This is a genomic window from Micropruina sp. (assembly GCF_047606665.1).
Classification (GTDB): domain Bacteria; phylum Actinomycetota; class Actinomycetes; order Propionibacteriales; family Propionibacteriaceae; genus Micropruina.
This window is the reverse complement of record NZ_JASGEF010000068.1, coordinates 1-26,960: the sequence shown is the minus strand read 5'-3', so window position 1 is coordinate 26,960 and position 26,960 is coordinate 1. Positions and strand designations below refer to the sequence as shown.

At 68.1% G+C, this 26,960-nt stretch carries 23 protein-coding genes; 10 read left to right on the top strand and 13 right to left on the bottom strand.

The annotated features are described in order from the left end of the window. The first annotated feature begins 115 nt into the window (after positions 1-115). Both QM619_RS16225 and QM619_RS16220 read left to right on the top strand, forming a co-directional pair. Positions 116-961: an ABC transporter permease gene (locus QM619_RS16225; RefSeq protein WP_415111141.1), complete on the top strand. Its 846-nt coding sequence runs from the start codon at positions 116-118 to the stop codon at positions 959-961. After that, entirely contained in the window at positions 954-1,718 is a 765-nt protein-coding gene (locus QM619_RS16220) for an ABC transporter ATP-binding protein (RefSeq protein WP_415111138.1), read from the top strand. Before QM619_RS16225 ends, QM619_RS16220 begins: the two co-directional genes overlap by 8 nt. 78 nt (positions 1,719-1,796) lie before the next feature. Here the strand turns inward: QM619_RS16220 and QM619_RS16215 are convergent, their stop codons facing one another. Continuing rightward, positions 1,797-3,134, bottom strand: a complete 1,338-nt coding sequence (locus tag QM619_RS16215) for a Gfo/Idh/MocA family oxidoreductase (RefSeq protein WP_415111135.1) — start codon at positions 3,132-3,134, stop codon at positions 1,797-1,799. A 120-nt stretch (positions 3,135-3,254) separates the two neighbouring features. Beyond that, positions 3,255-3,953, bottom strand: coding sequence for a copper resistance protein CopC (locus QM619_RS16210; protein ID WP_415111132.1), 699 nt, complete (start codon positions 3,951-3,953; stop codon positions 3,255-3,257). Between the two features lie 323 nt (positions 3,954-4,276). Between QM619_RS16210 and QM619_RS16205 the strand changes: the two genes are divergently transcribed. From QM619_RS16205 to QM619_RS16195, 3 genes are all read left to right on the top strand, one after another. After that, the gene (locus tag QM619_RS16205) at positions 4,277-5,587 is read left to right on the top strand and encodes a phospholipase D-like domain-containing protein (protein WP_415111129.1); all 1,311 of its coding nucleotides are present in this window, start codon (positions 4,277-4,279) and stop codon (positions 5,585-5,587) included. Beyond that, complete coding sequence (locus QM619_RS16200; protein WP_415111126.1) at positions 5,572-7,455, top strand: fibronectin type III domain-containing protein; 1,884 nt, start codon at positions 5,572-5,574, stop codon at positions 7,453-7,455. Before QM619_RS16205 ends, QM619_RS16200 begins: the two co-directional genes overlap by 16 nt. Positions 7,456-7,577: 122 nt before the next feature. After that, positions 7,578-9,509, top strand: coding sequence for a CDP-glycerol glycerophosphotransferase family protein (locus tag QM619_RS16195; protein ID WP_415111123.1), 1,932 nt, complete (start codon positions 7,578-7,580; stop codon positions 9,507-9,509). Positions 9,510-9,626: 117 nt separating this feature from the next. On the opposite strand, the gene QM619_RS16190 is transcribed toward QM619_RS16195, so the two are convergent. Beyond that, complete coding sequence (locus QM619_RS16190; RefSeq protein WP_415111120.1) at positions 9,627-11,237, bottom strand: fibronectin type III domain-containing protein; 1,611 nt, start codon at positions 11,235-11,237, stop codon at positions 9,627-9,629. 226 nt (positions 11,238-11,463) lie between these two features. Then, positions 11,464-13,122: an endonuclease/exonuclease/phosphatase family protein gene (locus tag QM619_RS16185; protein WP_415111118.1), complete on the bottom strand. Its 1,659-nt coding sequence runs from the start codon at positions 13,120-13,122 to the stop codon at positions 11,464-11,466. Positions 13,123-13,249: 127 nt separating this feature from the next. Here QM619_RS16185 and glp point away from each other — a divergent pair, with 127 nt between their 5' ends. Then, positions 13,250-14,443, top strand: coding sequence for a gephyrin-like molybdotransferase Glp (glp, locus tag QM619_RS16180; protein ID WP_415111115.1), 1,194 nt, complete (start codon positions 13,250-13,252; stop codon positions 14,441-14,443). Positions 14,444-14,447: 4 nt separating this feature from the next. Continuing rightward, positions 14,448-14,912: a cyclic pyranopterin monophosphate synthase MoaC gene (gene moaC / locus QM619_RS16175; protein ID WP_415111112.1), complete on the top strand. Its 465-nt coding sequence runs from the start codon at positions 14,448-14,450 to the stop codon at positions 14,910-14,912. A 72-nt stretch (positions 14,913-14,984) separates the two neighbouring features. Here the strand turns inward: moaC and QM619_RS16170 are convergent, their stop codons facing one another. The 3 genes from QM619_RS16170 to QM619_RS16160 are packed head-to-tail and all read right to left on the bottom strand — an operon-like array spanning position 14,985 to position 16,758. Then, positions 14,985-15,476 (bottom strand): MogA/MoaB family molybdenum cofactor biosynthesis protein, encoded by a 492-nt coding sequence (locus QM619_RS16170; RefSeq protein ID WP_415111109.1) that lies wholly within the window; start codon positions 15,474-15,476, stop codon positions 14,985-14,987. Beyond that, a complete protein-coding gene (locus tag QM619_RS16165; RefSeq protein WP_415111106.1) occupies positions 15,473-16,138 on the bottom strand; it encodes a spermidine synthase in 666 nt (221 codons plus the stop codon). The genes QM619_RS16170 and QM619_RS16165 overlap by 4 nt, the downstream gene beginning before the upstream one ends. Further along, positions 16,135-16,758: a phosphatase PAP2 family protein gene (locus tag QM619_RS16160; protein WP_415111103.1), complete on the bottom strand. Its 624-nt coding sequence runs from the start codon at positions 16,756-16,758 to the stop codon at positions 16,135-16,137. The genes QM619_RS16165 and QM619_RS16160 overlap by 4 nt, the downstream gene beginning before the upstream one ends. Between QM619_RS16160 and QM619_RS16155 the strand changes: the two genes are divergently transcribed. Beyond that, positions 16,757-17,332 carry a DUF4245 domain-containing protein gene (locus QM619_RS16155; RefSeq protein ID WP_415111100.1) on the top strand — a complete coding sequence of 192 codons (576 nt, stop codon included), beginning with the start codon at positions 16,757-16,759 and terminating at the stop codon, positions 17,330-17,332. The two genes, QM619_RS16160 and QM619_RS16155, sit on opposite strands and share 2 nt — an antisense overlap. 106 nt (positions 17,333-17,438) lie before the next feature. On the opposite strand, the gene QM619_RS16150 is transcribed toward QM619_RS16155, so the two are convergent. Beyond that, a complete protein-coding gene (locus tag QM619_RS16150) occupies positions 17,439-17,831 on the bottom strand; it encodes a DUF4440 domain-containing protein (RefSeq protein WP_415111097.1) in 393 nt (130 codons plus the stop codon). Positions 17,832-17,988: 157 nt separating this feature from the next. On the opposite strand from QM619_RS16150, the gene acs reads away from it, so the two are divergent. Further along, entirely contained in the window at positions 17,989-19,878 is a 1,890-nt protein-coding gene (gene acs, locus QM619_RS16145; RefSeq protein ID WP_415111094.1) for an acetate--CoA ligase, read from the top strand. 287 nt (positions 19,879-20,165) lie between these two features. Here acs and QM619_RS16140 read toward each other — a convergent pair whose 3' ends face one another. The 3 genes from QM619_RS16140 to xseA all read right to left on the bottom strand — a co-directional run bounded on the left by QM619_RS16140 (position 20,166) and on the right by xseA (position 23,050). Beyond that, a complete protein-coding gene (locus QM619_RS16140) occupies positions 20,166-21,386 on the bottom strand; it encodes an MFS transporter (RefSeq protein ID WP_415111091.1) in 1,221 nt (406 codons plus the stop codon). A 220-nt stretch (positions 21,387-21,606) separates the two neighbouring features. Next, complete coding sequence (locus tag QM619_RS16135; protein ID WP_415111088.1) at positions 21,607-21,825, bottom strand: exodeoxyribonuclease VII small subunit; 219 nt, start codon at positions 21,823-21,825, stop codon at positions 21,607-21,609. After that, entirely contained in the window at positions 21,818-23,050 is a 1,233-nt protein-coding gene (gene xseA, locus QM619_RS16130) for an exodeoxyribonuclease VII large subunit (RefSeq protein ID WP_415111085.1), read from the bottom strand. The genes QM619_RS16135 and xseA overlap by 8 nt, the downstream gene beginning before the upstream one ends. 165 nt (positions 23,051-23,215) lie before the next feature. Between xseA and QM619_RS16125 the strand changes: the two genes are divergently transcribed. After that, positions 23,216-24,175, top strand: coding sequence for a 4-hydroxy-3-methylbut-2-enyl diphosphate reductase (locus QM619_RS16125; protein WP_415111082.1), 960 nt, complete (start codon positions 23,216-23,218; stop codon positions 24,173-24,175). Positions 24,176-24,234: 59 nt separating this feature from the next. On the opposite strand, the gene ilvA is transcribed toward QM619_RS16125, so the two are convergent. Together ilvA and QM619_RS16115 are read right to left on the bottom strand one after the other, a co-directional pair. Next, positions 24,235-25,506, bottom strand: coding sequence for a threonine ammonia-lyase IlvA (gene ilvA / locus QM619_RS16120; RefSeq protein ID WP_415111079.1), 1,272 nt, complete (start codon positions 25,504-25,506; stop codon positions 24,235-24,237). A 28-nt stretch (positions 25,507-25,534) separates the two neighbouring features. Further along, on the bottom strand, positions 25,535-26,960 hold a 1,426-nt coding region (locus QM619_RS16115; RefSeq protein WP_415111076.1), incomplete at its 5' end, for a DNA recombination protein RmuC.

The window sequence follows — 26,960 nt, the reverse complement described above, 5'->3', positions numbered from 1 at the left end:
CTCGCAATGAACAGGTCTGGCGAGCGGCTCGCACGTGTTCTGACGGGCCACCGCTAGACTGCGGGAGGCATCTCGGGGCAATCGGCCCCGCCCAGATCTGGAGGTGCGTCCGCACATGACCGTGGCCCAACTGGCAGCTGACCGCGGGCTGCACCGGGTGGGGGCCCGTCCCAAGCTGGGCTCTTATCTGAAGCAGACCTGGGACCGTCGCCAGTTCATCGTCAAAATGGCGCAGTTCCGGCTGCGTGCCGGGCTGGATGACAACCGGCTCGGCGTGGTCTGGCTATTGCTGCAGCCGGTGCTGAACGCATTCGTCTACGGCACCATCTTCTATTTCTTGCAGAGCGACCGGCGTCCCGCCGACTACGTGGCGCACGTGGTGATCGGCGTTTTTCTGTTCCAGTTCTTCTCCAAGAGCCTTTCCGACGGTGCCAAGTCGATCACCGGCAACCGGGCACTGGTGCAATCGCTCGCCTTCCCCCGGCTGACCTTGCCGGTGGCCGAGGTGATGGAGCAATTCCTGTCGCTGATGCCGTCCATCGTGCTGCTGCTGGTGGCGTTGCCGTTCTTGGGGCATCGGCCCAGTTGGGACTGGCTGCTGCTGATACCGCTGCTGGGGCTCTACACCCTGTTCAACGCCGGCGTCGCGATGATCGCCGCCCGGCTGACTGTGCACGTCCGCGACCTCACCCAGGTGCTGCCGTTCGTCTCGCGGATTCTCTTCTACACCTCCGGCGTGCTGTTCGACGTCAACCGGATCTTCGACTCCCATCCCTGGGTGATCGCGATCTACGATTTTCATCCGCTCTACCAGGTGCTCGAGATGGCCCGCGGCGTCCTCATGAACGACGTCCCCTACAACCCCAATTTCTGGCTGTATTTCTCCATCTATGCGGTGCTGACCTTCGTGGTCGGACTGGTCTTCTTCTGGGTCGCCGAGGAAAGGTACGGACGTGACTGAGGGCACGCTGGTGCTGGACCCCGACCGGCGTCCGGCGGTGATCGTCGACCAGCTGCATGTGACCTACCGCGCCTACGGCAGCGGAAAGGTGGCCCGCAACATCGGGGGCGGCCTGCTCTCCCGCACCCGGCGCGGTGTCCGCGAGGTGCACGCGCTGAAGGGCGTGTCGTTCGTCGCCTACGAGAACGAGTCGATCGGCGTGATCGGGTCGAACGGCTCGGGCAAGTCGACGCTGATGCGGGCGATCACCGGCCTCACGCCGCCGGAGTCGGGCGCCGTCTACGCCGCCGCCCGGCCGAACCTGCTCGGCGTCGGGGCGGCACTCATCCCGAACCTGTCGGGCGAACGCAACATCGTCCTGGGCGGGCTCGCGATGGGCTTCTCGGCGAAGGAGATCAGCGAGATGCGGGACGACATCGTCGCATTCGCCGAACTGGAGGATTTCATCGATCTGCCGATGAAGACCTATTCCTCAGGCATGCAGGCCCGGCTGAAATTCGCCATCGCGGCGGCCCGTCACCACGAGATCCTCATCGTGGACGAGGCGCTTGCTGTCGGCGACCGGCGCTTCCGGCAGCGCAGCGAGGCCCGGATCCGGGAGATCCGCGACGAGGCCGGCACGATCTTCCTGGTGTCGCATTCGATGAAGTCGATCCGCGACACCTGCGAGCGGGTGCTGTGGCTGAACAAGGGCGTGCTGACGATGGACGGCCCCTGCGAAGAGGTGGTCAGCGCCTACGAGGAAGCGAGGCGCTGACCCAGGGAACGGCTGCGGAAAGGGATTTCGACAAGCCCACCCACAGGGGGATCGACTGGAGCGAGCCCCACTTCCCGGTCAGTGGAAGACGGACGCGGTCGCCCGCGCGCGTTCGATGATCTCCGCGATGGCGATCGACTCGGCGGCGCGGAGCTTGAACGACTCGGGGGTGTGGTTGCGGATCATGAACGCGAACTCGGCGAGCTCATAGCGCAGCCCGTCGCCATCGAATTTGTAGTAGTACTTCTTGTTCTTCGACTGATCCTCGAAGCGCGTCTCGAAGTACTCGGTGAGCCACCACGGGGCCGGCACGTAGACGTAGCCGGCGCTGCCGGCGACGATGAGCTCGCCCTCGGCCTTCACGCCGATCCCGGTCCGGGCCGAAGCGATCCCGGACGGGAAGTCGATGTCGATCCGGCTGAACACCTCGACCTCGGAGCCGTCCGGCCGCAGTGAACGGGTGGCCACGTCGGTGAAGTCGGTGCCGAGCAGCTTGACCACCGCGAGCAGCGGATAGGTGGCCAGCTCAGAGATGCTGCCGCCGTCGTCCCCATGCAGTTCGCGACCGCTGGCAACGAGCTTGGTGAAGGTGGCGTCCACCGAACGGACCTGGCCGATCGAGCCGCTGCGCGCGACCGCGACCATCCGCTGGAATCCCGGCGCGAAGGCCGTCTTGACCGCTTCTAGCAGGACGACCTCGTGCTTCGCGGCCAACTCGAACAGTTCTTCGGTCTGAGCCTTCACCAGCGTCATCGGCTTCTCGCACAACACGTGGACGCCGGCCTCGATGGCCTGTTTGGCGTAGTCGTAGTGGGTGTCGTGCGGAGTCGCGACATAAATCGCATCGACATGCTTGAGCATGTCCGCGAAGGTCTCGTTGGCCCATTCGAGCTCGTGACGCTCAGCGAACGACTGCGCCGAACTCAGCCGCCGGCTGTACACCGCCTCGACCGACACGCCCGAGACATAGCGGGCCTCGGCCACGAACCGGGCGGCGATCCGTCCGGAGCCCACCACGCCCACCCGGATGACGCCACCGGTCTCGTTGCGCAGCTGGGTGCTCGAGACGCCCTTCGTCCGCTCCAGGTAGATCACTTTGCAGTAGTCGTTCAGGTAGTCGAATTTGCCGAGCCAGTCCGATCCGATCGCGAAGATGTCGACGCCGTGCCGCTGAATGTCCTGGACCTTCTGGCCCTCGTACTCCTCGATGATGATCTCGTCGGCGAGACCGCTGTCCTGCACGTTGCGAATGCGGTCCATCAGGCTCTGCCGCACGTTCAGCTTGCCGCGGGAATCGTCATAGTTGTCGGTGGTGACGCCGACGATCAGGTAGTCGCCCAAGGCCTTCGCGCGTTCCAGGAGCCGGCGGTGGCCCTCGTGGAACAGGTCGAACGTGCCGTAGGTGATAACCCTCATGCTTCCTCCGTCAGGATGACTGTGTGCCTCGGACGCCGGGCGTGCGGCCCGGCCTCGGCTGGATGTGCCTCGCCGGCGAGTCCGAGGTTCTCGCGGGAGATTCTTCCAGATCCGTGCCCGTCATGGCTTTCGGCGGCCCAGCCAGAGGAACGCCGAGACCCCGCAGAATACGGCCGCCACCAGCAGTCCGCCGACCAGCCATGCCCCGGACGAGTCGCCGTTCTCGACGCGCGGGGTGGCGCTGGGTTCGGCGGACGCCGACGGCGAGGGCGACGGCTCCTCGGACAAGGTCGGCGTCGGCTCGGTAGGGGCCGGCGAGGTCGGGCTCTCGCTCGGGGTGGCGCTGGGATCCTCGGAGCGTCGTGGCCGGTCGGGGTTCTCGCCCTTGTGGATGTCGGGTTCGGCGTCCTCGCCGACCCAGTAGGAGGTCTTCTTCGTCCAGTCGGCCGCGCCGTAGGCGAACTGGAAGGTGCCACCCCGGACATCGCCGTCGGAGAAGGCCACCTTGAACTCGACTGTGTAGGTCCCCTGCGGCAGCCCGGACCGCAACAGGACCGAGATCGTGGCTCCCTCGACGGCGACCGAGCCGATCGACACCTGCTCGCCGACGGCGTCCAGGACGTAGAGCCGCGGATCCTGGTTGAAGACCGCGTGGCTGAAGGCGACGGTCACCCGTCCGGGGGCGAGTTTGACCACCTGGCGGATCCCGGGCTCGGCGCCCACCACCCAACTTGCCGCCGCTGCCCGCGGCGTCGGGAGAGCGAGCGCGCCCGATACGGCTAGGCAGAATGCCAGCAGCACCCGCCAGCATGCCTTCATCGTTGCCTCCCATCGGTTCGCGGCACGGTGCGCCAAGAGTACTCGGTGTGCTCCTCGGCGCGGCCTCGCCAGCTGTGAATACCACGCCGCGCGGCCTGTAGTGGTCAGGCGCGCGCGGGACTTCACGTATGCTGACCTGGCCGGCGCGCCCGCCACCTGCTCCTGTGAGCAGCGTGGGCGCTCACGTTGAACGGGAAGATACAAAGAAACGGTGTTGCTTCATGCGTGAACCAGACACGTCGAGTCGCCCCACGGTGTGGAAGAGAGGGAGGTGGTTCGCTGGACTGGTCGCGTTGTTGGTGGTCTGCGGCACTCTTCCCGCAGTGGCATTCGACTTCACGACCGACGACGACGGCCTGCTCAAGGTGCCGACCGATACCGCCTGTCCCACATTGAAGAGCTCACCTCGTCCGTATGAGGTCTGGTTCAACATCAAGGACATGGATCAGCGCGGCTACGAGGACGCCGACAACCAGACCCCCTGGGAGACGCTGAAGCGTCTGGCTCAGGTCGTCTGCGGCGCGAAGTCGGGCTCCACCATCCAACTCGGCATGTTCTTCTTCCGGGCCATCGGAACGGCGATCCGTCCAGAATCGGACCCCGAGGTGGTCTGGGACGCGCTCGAATACGTCTACAAGAAGCGGAATGTGAAGATCCAGATCGTCTCCGACGGAGGATCGATCAGTTCGTCGTTCGCCAAGAAGCAGGTGATCACCCGTCTCGGCGGCATATCGACGCTCAAGTGGTGCAAGTACGGCTGCTTCGACTACGGCTCGTCGAAGGTGCGGCCGAACTCGATCAACCACGAGAAGTTCCTGACCATCAGTAACACCATCTGGGACAATGACGGCGGCACGCACCCGATCGTCTACTCCAGTTCGGCCAACATCTCGCGCGGCCAGGTGCGCACCTACTGGAACGAGGGGACGGTGCTGTACGACAACAAGACCGTGTACAACCTGTTCTCGGATCGGTTCAAGGGCATGATGGTCTGCGCCGACAACCCGACCTGTTCGACGAAGAGCGCGTTCCCGGCGTCCCTGCAGAACACGTTGTATTCGCAGCGGAGCGTGTGGGTCGACAGCATCTATCGGCATGACGGCGGCGACGGGACGGGTGTGTCGGTGTCGTTCAGCCCCCAGCCGCAGACCGCTCGCGACTTCTACAGTCAGCAGTTCGATGACGTCGACTGCAAGGTCGACAACACCATTCGCGTCGCGATGTTCCGGCTCAGCGAGAACCGCGCCCCGCAGTTGGTGGAGGCCGTCACCCGGCTGCAGAAGCGCGGCTGCAATACTCAGATCGTCATTTCCAACGGCGGCGGCGCCCCGACCCTCACCCCGGCGACCGCCAAGCTGCTCTACAAGGCCGACATCCCGGTGAAATGCTCGGCGGTACGGCTGCACACCAAGACGGTGCTGATCGGCTCCGACTCCAACAACTACGGCCGGGCCCTCTTCGGCACGACCAATATGTCGACCTCGGGCCTTCGATACAGCGACGAGCACGTGATCACCGTCGACACCAGGGCCGCCGATTCGACGCACGTGGCGGACGCCCGCCGGCTGTACGGCGAGTTCCTGGCCGGGTGGTACGAGATGAGTAAGGGGGCCACGAAGTGTCCGACCAGCTGAAGTCATCGTCTTCCCGGCTCGCTCCTGGGCCGCGCTGGATCATCGCGCTGATCGCCGCACTGATCGTGCTGGTCGGATCGGCGGTCGTGGTGCCGCTGGCCGTCGCCGCGGCCAAGAAGCCGACCGGTTTCGCGGCCACCTCTCAGGGCATGGACACGGTCGAACTGACCTGGACGTCGGTTGCCGGCGCCAAGGCCTATGACGTGCAGTACGCGGCCAGTTCGTCGTTCAAGAGCGCCACGACCGTCAAGACCACCACGACCGACTACTGGGTTCAGGGCCTGACTCGGAACAAGAAGTACTACTTCCGGGTCGCGGTGAACGACGGCACCTCGTCGCGGGTGTGGAGCGATGTGAAGAGCGCCACGCCGAAGTACCTGTATACGGCGCCGACCTCGCTCGCCACCACCAACGTGGGCGGCACCTTCGTCGATCTGGCCTGGCCCTATGTCCTCGGTGCGCCGGCCTACCGGCTGATCGCGACACCGACCAAGGGCGGCGCTTCGATCAGCTCCGACTCGGACAACTCCGACGGCAACGGCCGGGTCAGCGGGTTGAAGAAGAACACCAGGTACAAGATCAAGGTCGCGGTTCTGCTGGCGGCGACGAAAACCAGCCCCGCCGTGCGGATGAGCCCGTATTCGACCGCGTCGGTCACGGTGACCACCTCCAACTATCCGGTGGAGGCCCCGTTGAACGTGATCCTCAAGTCGCGGACGGCGGAGAGTCTGACCCTGAGCTGGAAGGCTCCGGGGAACTTCAAGACCGGCTACTTCTACCAGATCCAGTACGCGTTGAACCGGACGATGAGCCGGTCGGCGAAGTACGCGGCGACCACGACGTCGACGACGCAGACCCTGAAGGGCCTGACCGACAACACCGACTACTACGTGCGCGTCCGGGTGGTCGACGGGTCGAAGCGGCAGAAGTCCGACTACTCCGATTCGCAGCAGGCGAAGACACCCACGAAATTCGGCACCATCGTCGGCACGGTGTCCGGCCCGCCGTCCTCCGACGTGGTGGTGAACGCCTACGGCACCAGCGGGCGGCTGGTGGACACCGCCAATGTCAGTGGAGGCAAGTACACGCTGACCGTGAGGCCCGGCAGCTACCGAGTGCAGGCCACCTACCTCGGCAATGCCGGCTTCACCTCGCTGTGGGCGGCGAGCGGTTCGCAGGGCGGACGGATTCCGTCCGAGGCCACCCAGGTCAAGGTGAACTACGATCAGACCACCACTGCTCCGGCTGTCACGCTGACCAAGGGAGCCACGGTCACCGGCACGATCTACGACGCCGGTAACAAGCCGATCGCCAAGGCCGGAATGGTCGATGTCAGCCTCCGCAACGGCAACACCGGAAGCCGCGAGGTGATCGCGCAGGCTCGCAACGAGTCCGACGGCGGCTACGCGCTGCGCGGCATCCCGAACGGCACCTGGTGGCTGCGTTTCGTCTACAACCTGGGCGACGGTTTCGAGGCCCGGTCGATCAAGGTCACCGTGTCCGGCGGGACGGTGACCAGCTACCAGTACTCCGACTCGCAGAACGCCGTCAAGGCGTCCAAGGTCCCGGCCAATCTGGAGAACGCCAGCTTCCGGCAGAAGTTCGGCGTCACCATCACCGGCAAGAAGTCCAAGGGACACAAGCTCACCGCACACGCCAAGGCGTGGCTGGCTGGCGAGTACCCGACCACCTACGCCAAGATGAGCTACCAGTGGCGGCGCAACGGCGTGAACATCTCCGGTGCGACGAAATCCACCTATACGCTGACGAGCGCCGATCGCGGCAAATCGATCAGCGTCAAGGTATACGCCACGAAGTACGGCTACAGCACCGGCACTGCGACCTCCACGTCGTACCGGATCAGCTGACCACAGGTGTGCCGCCTCCGGCCCGCTCGTCGTCCAGCTGTCCGATCGGCGGGCGGGGGCGTGCGGTCTGAGCGGCGTGCGGGTGACGGGCGCGACAGACGAGACCTAGGGGAATCGGGCGAGTGACAGGCAATGACGAGACAAAGCCGAAGGTGAGCCGGCAGGGCGCCGCGCAGCGCATCTGGCTGGGCGGTTCCACCGAGTTCGCGGTTGCCGTGCTCGGCGCGGACGCGACGACCGGCCGGGTGGGCGAATGGCGGGCCCGGATCGGCGCGTTGTACCTGCCGATCATCGGTGGCGGCGTCGCGGTGATGGTGGTGGCCCTGCTGGCCGGCTGGAGTTGGCTTGGGCTGATCGCCTACCTGGCCATGACGGTCGCCGACTGGGTCGCCACCAGCGCGCTCGCCCGGCGCACCGTGCTGCTGCACCGGATGCGTGCCGACAGCGCCACCCGCAACCTGCTGTATGGGGCGGCCATGGCCGCGGTCGTCGCCCGCGACGGGCTGGAGGTGCCTGCATCGGTCCAGCTGGTGGTGCTGCTCTCCAGCTATTTCGCCGACCTGCTGCATCGGGTGGCGGCTCGTTCCTTGGCCCGCCGGCAGCCGCCGATGCTCTTCGTGCCCGGCGGTCGGCAGACGCCGGAGGCGATCCGCTATGCGCGGATCTACCTCAACGCGCACCGTGTCCCGATCCCGCTGCTGGTCATCCAATTGGTCGTCGCCGCCCTGGTGGTGGTGGCGCCGCGGATGGACGGCGGCTGGTGGGTCTGGGTGGCCGTCGCCGGCGTCGTCTTGGGCTTGGGCTGGGCGGTTGTGGAGTCCGTGGTGGTGCGGCGGCTCGGTGCTGAGCAGAACACCGAGCGGTCGGTCGCCGAGTTGATGGAGTTCCTCGACCGGTGGAACCCGACCCACATCGTCTACATGTCCGCCGGTCCGGGGCAGGCGAAGTACATCCTGAACCAATGGCTCGGCACCTTCGACCGGGTGCCTGCCAACGGCATCGTGGTGGTGCGGGAGTCCAGCCACCTCGGTCAGATCCAGCCCACCCGGCTGCCCGTGGTCTATGCGCCGAAGACCCGCCATGTGGAAGAGCTGACCCGTCCGACGGTGCGGATCGCCTATTACCTCGCCAACGCGGGACGCAACGTGCATCTGCTGCGCGAGGCGTCCGTCCGGCACGTCTTCCTCAACCACGGCGATTCCGACAAGTCGACGAGTGCCAACCCGGTGGCACGGGTGTACGACCGGCTCTGGGTGGCCGGCGCTGCCGCCATCGAACGGTACGAAGCGGCCGGCATCGACATTCCGCGCGACCGCTACGCGATCGTGGGGCGTCCGCAGGTGGACGCGCTGGCGGTCGGCCCGCGCACCGGCGGCGGCCGGTTCACCGTCCTCTATGCCCCGACCTTCGAGGGGTACTACGAGGAGTCGAACTACTCCTCGCTGGAGACGATGGGCCCGACGCTCATCCGCCGCATTCTGGCCGACTATCCCGATGTCCGGATCCTGTTCAAGCCGCACCCCAACTCCGGCGTCCAGCGGCCCGGGATGATCGCCGCACGGGTGGAGATCGCAGACATGCTCGCCGCGGCCGGCGGCGACCACGTGTTCGTCGATCCCGCATCGCCGATGACCCTCTACGACGCCTTCGACCAGGCCGATGCCCTGGTCTCGGACATCTCCAGCGTCGTCACCGACTTCCTGTACACCGAACGTCCGATCGTGATCACCAATCCGCGCCGGATGGCCCCCACCGATTTCGTCGAGACCTTCCCTACCCAGGCGACGAGCTATCTGCTGGACGCTGACTTCACCCAGTTCTCGACGATCATGGCTGACATTCTCGGTGCCGACTCCTTCCGGACGGCGCGCCTGGAGATGAAGCGCTACGTGCTCGGCGACCTTCCCGACGGGCCGCTGGCGGCCTTCATCGCGGAAGGGGAACGGTTGGCCATCGAGTCCGCACATCATGCGGCCGGCATCCGCAACCAGTTCCGGGTCAAGACCTCCAGAGACGACTCGTTGAACGAATCGGAGCTGAGTCAGGACGACTGACGCACTTCTCTCCCGGCAGCGCCGTTGGGAAGTCGACACTGTTGATTGAGCGTGTCGAAACCCTTGCCAGCGACACATGGCTCAGGTCTCGACAAGCGGTCCCTCGGGCATCCCCGGCTAGGGCAGGTATGCGGTGATTCGCACCATGTTGTGATCGGACGGCGGCGTCGCGACGAACCTGCCGGTGGAGTCGACATCGACCACCGTCTGCCACTCGCTTACTCGGACGCCTCGCGACACGAACACGTAGTCGATCACCGAACCGTTGATGTACGCCGACTTGGGGGCCGTCGATTCCAGGTTGTTCTTGGTGTTGTACTCGGTGCCGATCCGGCGTTCGACGGTCGCTGAACGGGCGGGAACCGTCGACTTGTAGGTATTGCCGAGCGGATCGACATAGCTGGCGCCGGTGATGATGTCGTAGGGCGCGTTGTTCGGCTCGGCGTATTTGTTCACCTTGAAGTCGCCCAAGATGATCACCGGCAGCCGGGAGATGTTCTGCTTCTTGATCGTCGCCACCAACTCGCGGGTCTGGGAGACACGCAGGTTGTAGTGCAACCTCGAGCCGGTCGCGTCGTCACGCGGGTCCAGATGGGTGTTGATCACGAAGAAGCGCTTGCCGGTGGAACGTTGGCGGAACTCCGCCCAGGCGAGGAAGCGCTTGGTGTCGCCGGCCGCCTGGGCCGCGAACTGGACCGAACCGGTGCGCAGGGCGACGACGCGTTGGGCGTTGTAGATGATCCGCACGTCGTTGGAGGCCCCGCGGTTGAGCACCGCGCAGTTGTTGGGACTGGTCGACTTCTGGCAGTTGTAGCGATGGGAATTGGTGATCGCATAGCGCGAGCCGAGCAGGTAGAGCAGATCGTCGAACTGTGCCTTCCGCTTGCCGTCGGCGCCCGTGGTCAGTCCCTGGGAGGCTTCCTGGACGCCGAGCACGTCCAGGTCCTGTGCCTTGATCGCATTCACCAGGCGATTGCGCCGGCTCGACCACGGGTACTTGGCCGAGCAGTTGGCGCACAGCACGTTGTAGGTGGCGGCCCGCAGCGGGGCGACGGTGGTGCTGGAGGTGGTGCGCGTCTTGAGCGATTTGCCGAAGGTGCTGATGATCGCGCCCTTGCTCGACTTCACCCGCACTTGCACCCAATAGGTGGTGTTCTTCTTGAGGCCGGTCAGCCGCAGCGTGGTGCCGTAGGCGCTGGTGGAGCGTGCCTGCGACATGCTCGACTTGGTGGCATACCGCACCTCGTAGCTGCCGGCGCCGGAGCGGGCCTTCCAGGCCAGCGTCAGCGAGGTGTTGTCACGGGCGGTCGCCTGCAGCCCACTGGGCGGCAGCACGGCGTACTGGCTGGTCGCGTCACGGGTGACGACGGACCCGGTCTTGCCATAGCCGCTCAGTGGATCGCCGGTGGTCTTGGCGACGGCGGCAGCGATGAAGTAGCGGGTGCCGGGCCGGAGCCCGGCCAACTCGGCCTCCGGGTTGGTGGTGGTCAGGAATGCCGCCGAACTGAAGGATGCGTCGGTGGAGTACTTCAGCCGGTAGCGGGGAGCGCCCCAGACCGGTGTCCAGGAGACCGCGACGGCGGTGGTCGACCGGGTGCTGGCGGAAGGTGCTCCCGGAGCCACCCACCGGCCCTCGGCAGCCGGCGCGGTGCCGAACAGGCCGGCGGCGGTCAGCGTCACCAGTGCCAGAGCGAGCCCCAGCAGGCGGCGGGTCGTCAGTGTGCGCACATCTCACCTCAGGATTTCCCTGGGGGTGGATGGAACGGTTGGACCCGACAGAACCTACCGGGACTAAGTAGCGGCGCGCCAGTCGAATCTCAACTCTGGGATGAGACTGAGAAGGTCTCGATCAGGAGGCGCCGGCTGGCGATCGGTGTGTGGGGGCGAGCCTGTCGACAACCCCGAGTCATGTGTCGTTGACAAGGGTTTCGACAAGCTCAAGGACGCCGATCAATCAGGGCAGCAGCACGGTGGCACGGATCAGGTTGTGATCCGAGGGAGGTGTGCCGCGCAGGGTGCCGTTGCCGTTCAGCGCGACAACCGTCTCGTAGTCGACGACCTGCATCGGGGTGACGAAGATGTAGTCGGGGTTGGATCCGTTGACGCCGTCGGTGCGGCGGCCGTCCCGCTGCAGGTTGTTATAGCTGGAGTATTCGGTGTTGATCCGCTTCTGCACGGTGGCGCCTGAGGTGCGGTTGATCGACTGGTAGGAGTTGCCCAGCGGGTCGACGAAGCCGGCTGCCCGCATCACGTCGTAGGGGGCGTTGGACGGCACGTCCCACTTGGTCGAGTTGTAGTCGCCCACCGCGATCGCCGGCAGCTTGCCGCGGTGGGCGGCGATGGTGCGGGCGACGTGCTGTGCCTGTGCCTTGCGGATCCGGTAGAACGTCCGCGAGCCGGGGGTGTCGTTGCGCGGCTCCAGGTGGGTGCTGGTGAAGAGGAACCGCTTGCCGTTGATCCGGTGCTCGAAGATCGCCCAGGCGACGTAGCGGTCGCGTCCGATGCCGGGCAGATCGGCCAGCTGCTGGGAGCCCTGGCTGATCAACCGCACGGTGGCCGGGTTGTAGGCGATCCGGACCGCACCGGAGGCGCCGCGGGAGACTGGCCGGCACTTCTTCTGGCTGTCCGCGTTGCGGCAGTTGAACCGGTTCAGGTTGGTGAGCCGGTAGCCCGAGGGCGCCAGCAGCCGGGCCAGGTCTTCGAACTGCGTCCGCTTGGTGCCCTTGACCAGGGCGTGGGAGGCCTCCTGGATGCCGATGACGTCGAGCTTGGCGTCGACGATGGTGGCGGCGACCTGTCGGCGGCGCGGCTGCCAGTCGCGGCAGTTGGCGCACTGGATGTTGTAGCTGCCGACCCGCAGCGGATCGCCGTCGGGCATGACCACCTTCTGGGACGCGCTCCAGTCGCTGAGCGGCGTCCGACTGTCTACCAGCCGCGCCCGCACCCGATAGGTGGTGCCCGGACGCAGATTGCGGGCGACCAGGCGGGTGCCGCTGGGCTGGCTCCGCTTCGGCTTGCGTTTCGGCGCGGTCCACTCCAGTTGCAGGTGTGCACCCTTGGCCGGCTTCGCCCATGACAGCTCGGCACGGACCGACGAAGGCGTCGTGGTCTGCAGCACCGGGGCGAGGAACGGGTAGGGCGTGCGGACCGCGACCTCAGCGGACGCCGTCCCGAGCGGGAGCCCGTCGGCGCCGACCGCGTAGACCTGCACCCAGTAGTCGGTGTGGGCCTTCAGCGCGCCGAAGGCGGCCGCGGTCCGGGTGGTGGTGAGTTCCTGCGTGGCGGCACCGCCGGCGCTGGTCTTCAGCTGAACCCGGTAGCCGACGGCATCGGCAACCGGCGTCCAGGAGGCTGCGATCAGAGTGGCCCGCGCGGTGGGCTCGCCGAGCACCGGCTGCAGCGCCGGCGCGGGCTCGGTCGGGCTCTGCGATGGTGCCGGGATCGAGGGCTGGGCCGTTTCCTGCTGCGCGCTGCTACCCAGAGTGGGGGACGGCGTGGTGACGGAGGTGCTGGGGGGAGCGAGGGGGTCGGCCGCTGCTGGAAGACAGGTCAGCGCCAATCCGAGCGTGACGAACAGCGCCGCCAACGGCGTGCTCCATGATCTTTCGCTCAACGCGGCCCCCCAGTCCACGAGTGCTGGCGTGACAGTATCAGGCCGCGATGAGCAGAGCCTGAGGTTATGTTGAGCGTATGCAAAATGACCGTGCCTTGGGGGTGGCCGAAATCTCCAGGGGTAACAGATGATCTCTGTTGAAGATTATCGTCACCGGGTGGTAAATCTCGCCGCCGGCCGCGTGTTGGGCACGCAGCAGATCGGATTGGCGGACGCCCTCGGTCGAATTCTGGCCCAGGACCTGACGGCACGATTCGCTGTCCCGCCGTTCGACAACTCCGCGATGGATGGTTTCGCCGTTCGGTCTGCCGATGTCTCGGACGTCCCTGCCGAGCTGATCGTGGTCGGCGAGAGTGCGGCGGCCGGCGGCGATATTCCGGCGGTGGCGCCGGGCACCGCAGTCCGGGTGATGACCGGGGCACGGGTGCCGCCGGGCGCCGACGCGGTGGTGCCGGTCGAACAGACCGATCAGCAGGCCGGCGCGGTACCGCTGCCGCTCCGGGTGCGCGTCCTGGAATCGGTCGGTCCCGGACGCCACGTCCGGCGGGCGGCCGACGATCTGGCGGCCGGCGACCCGGTGCTGCCGGCCGGCGCGGTGCTGACACCGGCGGCGATCGGCGCCGCGGCGAGCATCGGCTACGGGCTGCTGCCGGTGCGGCGGCGTCCGCGGGTGGCGGTGGTGGCGACCGGGGCCGAACTGGTCGCACCGGGTCGTGCGCTGGCAGCCGGGGAGATCCCGGACTCGAACTCGGTGATGGTGGCGGCGCTGGCCGCTGCCGCCGGTGCCGAGGTCGTCGCTGTGGAGCGCAGCGGGGACGATCCGGGCGCGCTGGCCGCATTGCTGGCGTCATTGCCCGCCTCCGATGTCGTTTTCACCACCGGGGGAGTGTCGGCCGGTGCCTACGAGCCGCTGCGCCAGCTCGGTGCCGCGCTGGAGTTCTGCTCGGTAGCCATGCAACCTGGCAAGCCGCAGGGCTGCGGAATGTTCGACGGCGTCCCGGTGCTGGCCTTCCCTGGCAATCCGGTGAGCTCGTTCGTGTCGTTCCAGGTGTTCGGGCGTCCGCTGTTGGACGCCTTCGCCGGCGTCCGGCGATCGGTGCCGCGCCGGCTGCTGCCGGCACTGGACGCCTGGCCGTCGCCGGCCGGACGCCGGCAGTATGTCCCGGTCGTCACCGCCGCATCCGGCGTCCGGCTCAGCCACCCGCTCGGTTCCGGCTCGCACCTGGTCGCGTCGCTGCACCTTGCGGACGCCCTGGCAATCGTGCCCGAGGAATGCGAGGCGGTCGGCGTCGGCGATCTGCTCGAAGTCATGGCAGTGTGAGCGGATGCGTTTCACCCACCTGGATGACTCCGGCGCCGCCCGGATGGTCGATGTCACCGGCAAGCGGCCCACCGTCCGCGAGGCGACGGCCACCGGCCTGGTCGCCTGCTCGGCCGGGGTGGTCGAGGCGCTGCGCAGCGGCACCGTGCCCAAGGGCGATGTGCTGGCCGTCGCACGGGTCGCCGGCATCGCGGCCAGCAAGAAGGTGCCCGATCTGCTCCCTCTCGCCCATGTCATCGGCGTGCACGGCGTGGTGCTCGACCTGGCGATCACCGACGTCGGGGTGGCGATCACCGCCACCGTCCGGACCGCCGACCGCACCGGGGTGGAGATGGAGGCCCTCACCGCGGTTACCGTCGCCGCGCTGGCGATCGTCGACATGGTGAAGGGCGTCGACCGCTCCGCGGTGATCGCCGACTGCCGGATCATCGCCAAATCGGGCGGACGCAGCGGTGACTGGACGCGCTAACCGCCTGAGATCCCGGGTCGGAGCCCGATGACGTGAATGATCAGCGCTTCCTCAGTCTCAGGCAATACAGATTCAGTGATCCCCGCCGTCCAGCTGGTCGATCAGGTGGCCGGCCAGCGGCCCGATCACGGCCACTGCGTCCCGGACGCCGCCGGTCGAGCCGGGGGCGTTCACCACGAATGCGGACGGCCGCTTGGTGGAGGTCACGATGCCGGCCTCGGCACGGGACAGCACTGCGGTCGCGACGTGCTCGGCGCCCCGGCGGCGGATCTCGTCCACCACACCGGGCAGTGCCAGGGTCAGCATCTCGGCGGTGACTTGCGGGGTGACGTCACGGGGCCCGATCCCGGTGCCCCCAGTGGTGAGGACGACGCGGGCGCCCTGCTTGATCGCGGCCCGGATGCCGCGGCGGATCTCGGCCGGATCGTCCGGCACCACCGTCAGACTCGCGTCGATGCCGTGTGCGGCGAGCAGGCTGACCGCGAGCGGGCCGGAGCGGTCGGCGTAGCCGCCGCTGCTGGCCCGATCGGAGACCGTGAGCACGGCGCCGGGGATGCGGGTCATGACTGCACGTTAGTGCCCCGGCGCAGTCGGTACAGGACGTAGTCGAAGCGGCGTCCCTCGCGCTGCACGGCGACCACCGATTCCTCCAGGTTGCCCAGCGTGGCCAGCGTCCAGGCCAGGGCCGGGACGGCGTCCTCGGACCAGATCACCAGCACCCCGGTGGGCGCCAGCCGGTCTAGCGCGGAACGGAGCCAGTCGGCGGCGTAGATCCGGGCGTTGCGGTCGTGGATCAGGAAGGCGGGTCCGTTGTCGACGTCGAGCAGGATCGCGTCGAAGGCGTCCGGGCGCCGCGGCAGCCACTCGGCGACATCGCCGTGATGCAGCTGGACGCGCGGGTCGTGGGCGACCCGTTCCAACTGGTCGGTTACCCCCTGCACCGCCCAGTCGATCAGCGGCCGGGCGAGCTCCACGACATCGATGTGGCGGACGCCGTTGTCCAACAGCCGGGCCGCGGTGTAGCCCAGGCCGAGACCGCCGACCAGCACCCGTCCGGGGGCCGGGCCGGCGGCGTCCGCGAGGGCGATCTCGCTGGCCACCTCGGCCGAGTCCATCGCGAAAACCCCGTTGACGATCAGCTCGACGACCGCGCCGCGCCGGCGCAGCGCGATCTCGCCTTGAGGGGTGGCCGCCCGTGCTATCTCGACCGCGGGCAGCTGGCTCACCGGTCGCCGCCGTCGGAGCTGAGCAGTTGCCGCGCGAGCATTCCGCAGGCGCAGCCGTTGACGTATCCGGCCAGGACGTCACTGGCATAGTGCTGGCCGTTGTACAGCCGGGAGCAGCCGAGCAGTCCCAGGTAGCCGACCAGGCCGACCCGGACGCTGACCGCTGCCGTCCGCGGCAGGATGTCGGCTGCTCGCCCCAATACCACGGCCAACGCGGTCATCGCGCCGACGTGCCCACTGGGGAAGCTGGACGTCGGCTGCCGGGTGCCGAGCCGCTCCAGGGCCGGCCGAGGGCGTCCGACCAGGGCGGAACTGGTCACGTGGGTGAGTGAGGCCAATGCCATCGCCAGCGCGGGGACGGCGGCCTCGGCGCGGCGTCCGCGGGCCAACAACAGCGCGGTGAGGCCCACCGCCATCCCGACGGCGGGCGCGGTGTCCGAGCTTTGCGAGGCGGCTGCGGCCAGCCGCCTCGCGGTGTCGCCGCCGCGGCGGCGAAGGTCATGATTCAGCCGATGCTCGACCGGCAGATCGCGCAGTGGACCGGTGATCAGGCGTCCGGTCAGGACGTTGGCGGTGACCAGACCGCCGACGACAGTGGCCGCGCGCAGGATCCGTGACATGTCGGTGAGCGTAGTGGTGGAGAATAGGCGGGTGGCAGCCCGTCGTCCGAGTCCCACCGTGCCCCAGATGGTGGTCGCCGTGGCCGCTCTGCTCATCCCGGTGGTGTTGATCTACCTCTGGTTCAGCCGCATCCCCGAGCCCGAGGTGCGCGCCGTCGACTGGCAGCCGGTGGTGGCCACGGCACGTGCCGAGGCGCCGTACCCGGTGGCGGCGCCGGAGAACCTTCCCGAGACCTGGACGGCCGTCCGGGCCCGCTGGACGCCGAAGGGCGAGGCCGGGCTCGACCGGCAGCCAGCGGTCGGCGACACCTTTCAACTCGGCTTCCTCACCCCCGACCAGATCTACATCGGGCTCGACCAGCGCGACGCCGACCCGCAAGGCCTGATCCGGACCGCCAGCCGCAACGGCCGGGCCGATGGCGAAAGCATCCTGGACGGCGTGCGCTGGCAACGATTCGTCAGCGACGACGACCGCACCCGCGCGCTGGTCCGCAGCGACGATCAGAGCACCGTGGTGATCAGCGGCGACCTGCCCTACGAGGCGCTGGAGGCGTTCGCCACCACCCTCCGGTAAGTGGTACGGAGGGACGGTTCTTTTCGTTCCACAAACAGCGCCTTGTGGAACGAAAAGAACCGTCCCCGCGTACCGCGCTCTGGATCACCGGGGACGGTTCTTCCGGTCACCGCTCGGGTGCGGGGGCGAGGGTGCCCTGGTGGTAGAGCGCTCGCCAGCCGTCCGGCGTCCGCTCCCACAGGGTGGCGCGCCGGGTGCGCCGATCGCCCTGGAAGAGCAGGTAGCTGGCCAGCCAGACGGCGTCCGCGACCGGGTGGGCCGCGAACTGCTCGACGCGCCAAGCGTCGTCGTCCGGATCGCTGCCGTCGGCGTACCGCTGGGTGACCACCTCGACCACCAGGTCGCGCCGGTAGACCGCGCCGGACGCCCCGACCTCCCAGTAGCCCGTGGCGAGCAGGGCTTCGACGGCGTCCTGGCCGGAACCGGGTGGCAGCCGGTGGGTGAGCGGCTCCACCGCCAGCAGTTCCTGTCGTACCCGGTCGGAATCGGCCTCGTCCATCGGTCCAGGGTAGGTTCCGCGGCCGGGCGTGTCCCCGGACGCCGACGGTGGCGTGGGGCGTCCGACATGGAACACCGTGGGGTGCGGTCCTTCCACGGAGTGCCCGGCGGGATTAGTCTCGCAACGTCAACCCGCTCCAACGGAGGAGAAGCCCGCAATGGCACAGCTCGAAGGCGACGTCGTCTACCCCGATCCCTCGATCGCGGCCGAATCCCACGTCCCCGACCCCGACAAGCTCCGGGCCGAGGCGCTCGCCGACCCCGCGGGGTTCTGGGCCGACCGGGCCCGCGAACTGGAGTGGTTCTCGCCGTGGGAGAACGTCATCGACGACTCGAACGCGCCCTTCTTCAAGTGGTTCACCGGCGCCGAGGTCAACATCGTGCACAACTGTCTCGACCGGCAGGTCGCCGGGCCGAACAAGAACAAGTTGGCGCTGATCTGGCAGAGCGAGGACGGCAAGGAGCATCGCACCTTCAGCTACTTCTCGCTCAATCGGCAGGTCAACCAGATGGCCAACGTGTTCAAGGCCATGGGTGTGGTCAAGGGCGACCGGGTCACCATCTACCTGCCGCGCATTCCCGAGGTGTTCTTCGCGATGCTGGCCTGCGCCAAGATCGGCGCCATTCATTCGGTGATCTTCGCCGGGTTCTCCTCCGACGCGCTGACTGACCGGATCGACGACTCCAAGTCGAAGCTGGTGATCACCGCCGACGGCTCCTGGGTCAACGGCAAGGTCTTCCCGCTGAAAGAGATCGTGGACAAGGCGGTGAAATTCTCGCCGACCGTCGAGAACGTCATCGTGGTGAAGCGGACCGGGTCGTCGGTGACCATGGATCCGCTGCGCGATCACTGGTACCACGACCTGCAGGCGCTGCCGATCGCCAAGGGGAATTGCCCGACCGAAAAGCTCGACTCCGAGCATCCGCTCTACATTCTGTACACGTCCGGCTCGACCGGTAAGCCGAAGGCGATCCTGCACACCCACGGCGGCTACATGGTCGGCATCTACACCACGTTGAAGTATTCCTTCGACATGCGTCCTGAAGATCGCTGGTGGTGCACCGCCGATCCCGGCTGGGTGACCGGGCATTCCTATCTGGTCTACGGGCCGCTGCTCACCGGTGCCACCACGTTCATGTTCGAGGGCGGGCCGACCTACCCGTACCCGAGCCGCTGGTGGCAGCTGGTCGAGTACTACGGGATCACCCAGTTCTACACTGCGCCCACCGCGATCCGGTCGCTGATGCGCTTCGGTGAGGCCTGGCCGAACCGGCACGATCTGTCGTCGCTGCGGCTGCTCGGTTCGGTCGGCGAGCCGATCAATCCCGAGGCCTGGCACTGGTTCCACCGCGTGATCGGCAAAGAGCGCTGCCCGGTGATCGACACCTGGTGGCAGACCGAGACCGGCATGTTCCAGATCACCCAGGTGCCCGGTGAGCCGCAGAAGCCCGGCTCGGGCGGCAAGCCGTTCTTCGGCCAGGACGCCGCCATCTTCAACGAGGCCGGCGAAGAGGTGTCGGACGGCGACGAGGGCTTCCTGGTGCTGAAGAATCCGTGGCCGGGCATGTGCCGGACGCTGTACGGCGACGACCAACGCTACATCGACACGTACTGGTCGAAGTACCCCGGCGTCTACCTGGCCGGGGACGCCGCCCGCCGCGACGCCGACGGCTACTTCTGGATCATCGGCCGCACCGACGACGTGATCAACGTCTCCGGTCACCGGCTCGGCACCGCCGAGGTGGAGTCGGCGCTGGTCTCGCACCCGGACGTCACCGAGGCCGCCGTGGTCGGACTGCCGCACGAGGTGAAAGGCCAAGCCATCCACGCCTTCGTCACCCTGCGGGTGGGTGTCGAGGGCAGTCAGGAGTTGGCCGAGCAGCTGCGGGCGCATGTGGCGTCCCATCTGTCGCCGATCGCCAAACCGGACGCCATCGACTTCCCCGACAAGCTGCCGAAGACCCGTTCGGGCAAGATCATGCGCCGCGTCCTGAAGGCGCGCGCGCTCGGCCAGGACGAGGGCGACCTGACCACACTGGAGGATTGAGTCGCGACATCGTCCCGAGCGACATGACATGAGAAGGGCCCCCGTCCGGATCGGACGGGGGCCCTCACGCCAGGTTCACCTGGTTCGTCGTGGGTCACTGCGAAAGCTGGGCCGCCAGCTCTTCGCGGAGCTCGCTCGCGAGGTTCGTGGCGCGCTTGTGAGCGCGCCCGTCGGGCAGGCTCGTCACCAGGCGCCAGTCGTAGGTGTACATCTGATTCATCTCTCTTCCGGTCCGGGCATGACATTTATTAGTCTAAATGACTAGAAATTAGAGTCAAGTCGGTCGGTCAGCGGCGTCCGAGAGGAGCCAGGACAACCACCGCGACTATCAGCGGAAGGGTGCACAGCGCCAGTCCGGCGAAGCCGAACCAGCCGAGCGCACCGCCGGCGGCGATCGCGCCGATGGCGCCCAGCAGGCTCATCGCCGCGTCGTTGCGGCCCTGCCGGCGGACTCGCAGGCTGGGCGCGGACGCCTCGGTGAGCAGTGCGGCACCGGAGACCGTGGCGGCGCTCCAGCCCAGACCGAGCAGGATCAGCGCGACCGTCACCCACCGCGGGTCGGACGCGCCCAGCGCGATCACCGCCGCGCTGGCGGCCAGCGTCGTGTAGCCGAGCGCGATCGTCCGGAGCCGTCCCCAACGGTCGGCGAGCAGGCCGAAGACCGGCGAGAGCGCGTACATGCCGGCGATGTGCAGGCTGATGGTCAGGCCCACGATGGTCAGCGTGGCCCCGTGGTGCAGCAGGTGAATCGGCGTCATCGCCATCACCGACACCATCACGGTGTGGGCACCGACCACCGCGAGCATCGCGTAGCGGGCCGCGACCGGACGATCGGCCCGCTCGACCGAGGTGCCCGTCACGGCGTCCCGGATCGCGATCCGCTGTGCGAGCAGCAGCGGATCGGGCCGCAGGCCGAACCAGTACAGCGCGGTGCCGGCGAGCTGACCGACGATGGTGAACAGGTAGGGACCGGTGAGGTCGGGCATGCCGACCAGCTGGCCGAGGGTCTCGCCGGGACCCACCAGGTTCGGGCCGAGGACGGCGCCGAGGGTGGTCGACCACACCACCAGCGACAGGTCGCGGCCGCGGGAGGCGTCCGTGGCCAGGTCGGTGGCGGCGAACCGGGCCTGCAGGTTGGCGGACTGGCCGGCGCCGACCAAGGCGAAGCCGATCAGCAGCATCGGGAACGATCTGACCGCCACGGCCCCGATCACCAGACCGACGCCGATCAGGGCGACCGCCATTCCGGACGCCAGCGCCGGCCCTCTGCCGCGGCGTCCGGCCATCGCGGCCAGCGGCATCGAGAAGGTCGCGGTGCCCAGGGTGATCGCCGCCGTTGCCAGCCCGGAGAGCGCGTCGTCGCCCGAAATGGTGGCGGCCAGGACGGCGCCCAGCGACACGGTGGCGCCGAAGCTGATCCCGCTCAGCACCTGTCCGGCCGACAACACCGCCAGCGTGCGGCGCCGGTGACCGGTCAGATCGGGGATCTCTTCGAGCAGTTCGGGCACCGCGACACCTTAACCGTTGGATATCTGGCTAATCGCCCGCTATCTGTGTTCAACTGCCGGATTCGCTCTTCCGATGCCGAGGTGACGCTGAAGCGGTGGTGAGGGAGGACCGCGGCAGGTAGGTGGGCGTCTGGAGGCACGCGTCAGCGGGCCGTAAGGGGGCGGCGCGGCACTCCCTCACCACCGCGGCGACCAAACGCGAGTGAGCGATTGCAGGCGCTCAGCCTTCCGAAGATGCCTCGGATCGGACGGGGGCCGCCGTTGCTTCGATGGTGGCGCGAGCGCCGTCCAACCATTCCTCGCAGCGACGGGCCAATGCCTCGCCTTCCTGCCAGAGCTCCATCGCCTTCGACAGCGGCACCGAGCCGGCCTCCAACGCCTGCACCACCTCGACCAGCCGTTGCCTGGCCTGCTCGTAGCTCTGCGGCTGTTCAGTCATCGGATTCCCTCCTGCTTTCCACTTCTGTGACCTCGGCCCGGAACAGGCCGTCGGCAAGCATCGTGACGACGGTGTCGCCCGTGGTGACGATGGTGGTGGAATCGACCGGTTCGCCGGCGTCCGTGCTGACGATCGCGTAGCCGCGCAGCAGCGTCGCCCTCGGCGAGAGGGCACGGACCCGGCCGAGCGCATGCTCCACCCAGGACGCCTCTTCGCGCAGCCGGCCGCGGATCGCCCGCTCGGCGCGGGCCCGTAGTTCGGCGACCTGTCCGGCCTGGACGGCGACCGGGCCGAGCGGGTCGGCCAGCACCGGGCGGGAGCGGACGGTGGCCAGGAACTGGGTCTCGCGGTCGAGCAGGCGCAGCATGGCCGCCCGGACCCGCTGACCGGCCTGTGTCACACGGGCCCGCTCGTCGGCGACGTCGGGCACGATCCGCTTGGCGGCGTCCGTCGGGGTGGCGGCGCGGATGTCGGCGACCAGGTCGAGGATCGGGGTGTCTGGTTCGTGGCCGATCGCGCTGACCACCGGCGTCCGGCTGGCGAAGACGGCACGGGCCAGGGATTCGTCCGAGAACGGCAGCAGCTCTTGCAGCGAGCCGCCGCCGCGGGCGATCACGATCACCTCGACGTCCGGGTCGCGGTCGAGAGCGGTCAGGGCGTCCCGGACCTGCTCGACGCACGAGGGTCCCTGCATCAACGCGTGTTTGACGACGAACCGGACGGCGGGCCAGCGGCCGCGGGCGACCTGCAGGACGTCTCGTTCGGCGGCGCTGCCTTCGCCGGTGATCAGGCCGATCGCCCGTGGGAGGAACGGCAGGGCCTGTTTGCGGGCTCGGTCGAACAGCCCTTCAGCTTGCAGCATGCGTTTGCGCCGTTCGATCTGGGCGAGCAGCCGTCCTTCGCCGGAGGCGCGCAGGTCGCCGCATTCGAAGGTCAGTGAGCCGTTGCGGCTCCACACGGTGGGCCGGACCAGAGCGACCACCTCCATGCCCTCGGCGATCGGGCCGGCGGCGTCCAGGACGCCGGTGGACGCGGTGAGGGTGACCGAGACCTCGGCCAAGGCGTCCCGCAGGGTGAGGAAGTGGGTAGCTGCGCCGGAGCGGCGTTTCAGTTCCAGCAGCTGCCCGGCGACCCAGACGCTGCCGAGCCGCTCGACCCAGCTCTTGGTCGCGGCCAGGATCGTCCGCAGCGGTTGCGGCTGTTCGGGGCTGCTGGTCAGGGCCATGGCCCTGACCATACTGGCCGGGGCTGACACCACTTGACCCCCACACTTCCGCGCTCCCCGAACTATTTGGCGCTCGCTGAACTCGCCCGGGAGCGCTCAGGTTCGGGGAGCGCGAGGATCGGGCGGTGGAGGAGAGAGCGCGACGCGATCGATAGACTTGCGGTCGTGTCCGACTCCAAACGTGTCATCGTCGCGGCCCCCCGCGGGTATTGCGCGGGGGTCGACCGCGCAGTGGTGACGGTCGAGCGGGCGCTCGATCTGTACGGGCCGCCGGTCTATGTGCGGAAGCAGATCGTGCACAACCGGCATGTGGTGGAAGACCTCGAAGCCCGCGGTGCGATCTTCGTCGACGAACTGGACGCGGTGCCGGAGGGCTCGACCGTGGTGTTCTCGGCGCATGGGGTGTCGCCGGCCGTCCATGCCCAGGCCGCCGAGCGGGGCCTGAAGACCATCGACGCCACCTGCCCGCTGGTCACCAAGGTGCACAACGAGGCCCGCCGGTTCGCCAATCAGGGTTTGCAGATTCTGTTGATCGGCCATGCCGGCCACGAAGAGGTCGAAGGCACCACCGGTGAGGCGCCCGAGAACATCACCTTGGTGGAGCATCCCGAGGACGTCGTCACGATCGAGGTCGCCGACCCGGCGCGGGTGGCCTGGCTGTCGCAGACCACGCTGAGCGTCGATGAGACTTGGGAGACCGTCGGCAAGCTCCGGGAGAAGTACCCCGACCTGATCGATCCGCCCAGCGACGACATCTGCTACGCGACGCAGAACCGGCAGTCGGCGGTGAAGCAGATCGCGGCGGATTCCGACCTGGTGATCGTGGTCGGCTCGCGGAACTCGTCCAACTCGGTTCGTCTGGTCGAGGTCGCGTTGGAGGCCGGTGCGAAGGCTGCCCATCGGGTCGACAATGCCGGCGAGATCGATGAGTCCTGGCTGGCCGGTGTCGGGAAGGTCGGTGTCACCTCCGGGGCGTCGGTCCCGGACGAGTTGGTGCAGGGCGTCCTGGCCTTCCTGGAAGAGCGTGGGTATCCCGCCGCTGTCGAGGAGCGGCTCACCGAGGAGAACCTGGTGTTCGCGCTGCCCCCCGAGCTGCGCAAGGACATGCGGCGCGCCCAGGCCTGAGCAGCCGTCGATCGAGCTTGTCGAGATCCTGGCTCGACGAACTCAATCGCCAGGAACTCTCAGACCAGGAATCGGTAGAACGGGCTGTCGGGCGCGATCCGGTCGACGATCAGGCGGCTACTCCGCATCCGATCCAGCAGGCTCTGGAGATCCGCGGGGTCGCCCAGTTCGACGCCGACCAAGGCGGGGCCGGTCTCCCGGTTCGATCGTTTCACGTACTCGAACAGGGTGATGTCGTCGTCCGGACCGAGCACCTCGTCGAGGAATCGGCGCAGGGCTCCCGGCTCTTGCGGGAAGTTGACCAGGAAGTAGTGCTTGCGACCTTCGTAGACGAGCGCCCGTTCGGCGATCTCGGCATAGCGGGACAGGTCGTTGTTGCCGCCCGAGACGATCGCGACCACCACCCGACCCGGTGTGGGCTTGTAGACGCCCAGTGCGGCGGACGCCAGGGCGCCGGCGGGTTCGGCGATGATGCCGTCCACCTGGTACAGCTCGAGCATCTCCGAACAGATCCGGCCCTCGGGCACCGAGAACATGTGCGGCTTCAGCCGGCGGGCGATGTCGAAGGTCAGTTCGCCGACGCGCCGGACGGCGGCGCCGTCGACGAAGGTGTCCAGCTTGACCAGGTCGCGGGGGCGTCCGGCCTCCAACGCGACCGCCATGGACGCCGCACCGGACGGTTCGGCACCGACCACCTTGGTGCCCGGATGCCGTTCGGCCAGCCAGGTCATGCAGCCGCCGATCATGCCGCCGCCGCCCACCGGGACGATCAGGGTTTCGGGAGCGCGTCCCAGCTGACGCACGATCTCGGCCGCCACCGTGCCCTGGCCGGCGATGGTCCGGATGTCGTCGAAGGCCGGCACCATGGTGCGGCCCTCGGTGGCGACGATCTCGTCGGCACGGGCGGCCGCCTCGTCATAGGTCTCACCATGGACGATCAGTTCGGTCCAGCCTTCGCCCAGTTGGCGCATCCGCTGCCGCTTCTGCCGCGGGGTAGTCGTCGGAACGACGATCTTGGCCTGGATGCCCAGCCGGGCGCAGGCGAAGGCGACACCCTGGCCGTGGTTGCCGGCGCTGGCACACACCACTCCCGCGGCGCGTTCGGCCGCGTCGAGTTGGCTGATCAGGTTGTAGGCGCCGCGCAGCTTGTACGAACGGACCGGTTGAAGGTCTTCCCGCTTGAGCCAGACCTGCGCGCCGGTGGCGTCCGACAGCCGCTTGTTGAACTGCAACGGGGTCTCGATCACCACCCCGGCCAATCGTTCGGCCGCCTCCTCGACGCTCTGCGCGGTGAGGCTGGTGGTGCTGCTGCCCTGCGCGGTGACGCTCATTGATCCATTCTTTCCCTTCGTCGCCGGGTCATCCCGCGGTGCGTCGCCGCCGAGACGGTGCCGGCGGTTCCAGCTCGCCGGCGATCAGTTCGTCCAGCGCCGGCTGCGGCCGAGTCAGCTCTTCGGGATCGTCGGGACGTCCGCCGATCAGCGGGGTGACCTGGACGGCGTCGTCGATCAGCTCGGGGGCGGTCAACGGCCGGACGGCGGCGTCGACTGCCTTCACCGGCGCCAACTCCTTGCCGGTGACATGTAGCTCGCGCAGCCGGCGGGCGGTCGGGAACACCCGTCCCTCGATCGAGCCGACCGCCTGGTTGTAGGCGGTCACCGAGGCGCCCAGCATGCGTCCGACCTTGTCGAAGTGGCCGCCCAGGGTGCCCAGCCGGTCGTACAGCTCGCGGGCCAACTCGAACACCTCGGCGGCCGATTCGGCCAGCGCGACCTGCTTCCAGCCATACGCGACGGCCCGCAGCAGCGCGATCAGTGTGGTCGGCGTGGCCAGGATGACGTTGCGCCGCGAGGCGTACTCGTGCAGGTCGGGCTGCCGGCTCAGCGCCTCAGCCGCCAACGCCTCGCTCGGCACGAACATCACCACGAACTCGGGGGTGCCCAGGTCGGACTTGAAATAGTCCTTGCCGGACAGCTGGTCGACATGGCTGCGCACGTTCTTCGAGAACTGCTTCAACGCGTGCTCGCGGGCCTGCTCGTCGTCGGTCTCGTTGGCGTCCAGGAAGGCGGCCAACGGCACCTTGGAGTCGACCCAGACGTAGCGGTCGCCTTCCAGCAGCACCTTCAAGTCGGGCCGGATCACCTGCTCGGCGCTGGTGCTGGTGGTCTGCTGGGTGACGAAGTCGCAATGCTCGACCATGCCGGCCAACTCGACCACTCGCTTCAACTGCTGCTCGCCCCAGTTGCCGCGGACGTGCGGCTTGCGCAGCGCGGTGGCCAGGGCGCGGGTCTCCAGCCGCAACTGCTCGCCGGTCGCCTGGACGTTGCGGACCTGATTCGCGAGTTCGTTGGCCAGCACCGCCCGCTGCTGCTCGACCTCGCCCAGCCGGGTGCGAAACGCCTCCAGGGTCTCGTGGACGGGTTTGAGCAGCAGTTCGGTGGCTCGCAGCCGCTTTTCGGCGGTGTCGTCGGCAGCCTTGCCCTGGCGTTCCAGGGTCTCGGCCGACAGCACCTTGAACTGGGCGACCAGCGACTCGCGGTCGGCTGCCAGTTCTTCGGCGCGTTGGGTGGCGGCATCGCGCTGGGCGACGGCGGCGGCCAGCTGTGCCGCGACCTCGGCGGCATCGGCCTGCGCGGCGGACGCCGCGGCGCGGGCGTCCGCGGCCTCAACGCGGGCACGTTCGACGTCGGTTCCTGCACGGGCCAGCTCGGCACGGGTGGCGGACGCCTCGGCGCGCGCGTCGGCGGCCTCGGCGCGTGCCTCGGACGCCTCGCGCCGGGCCTCG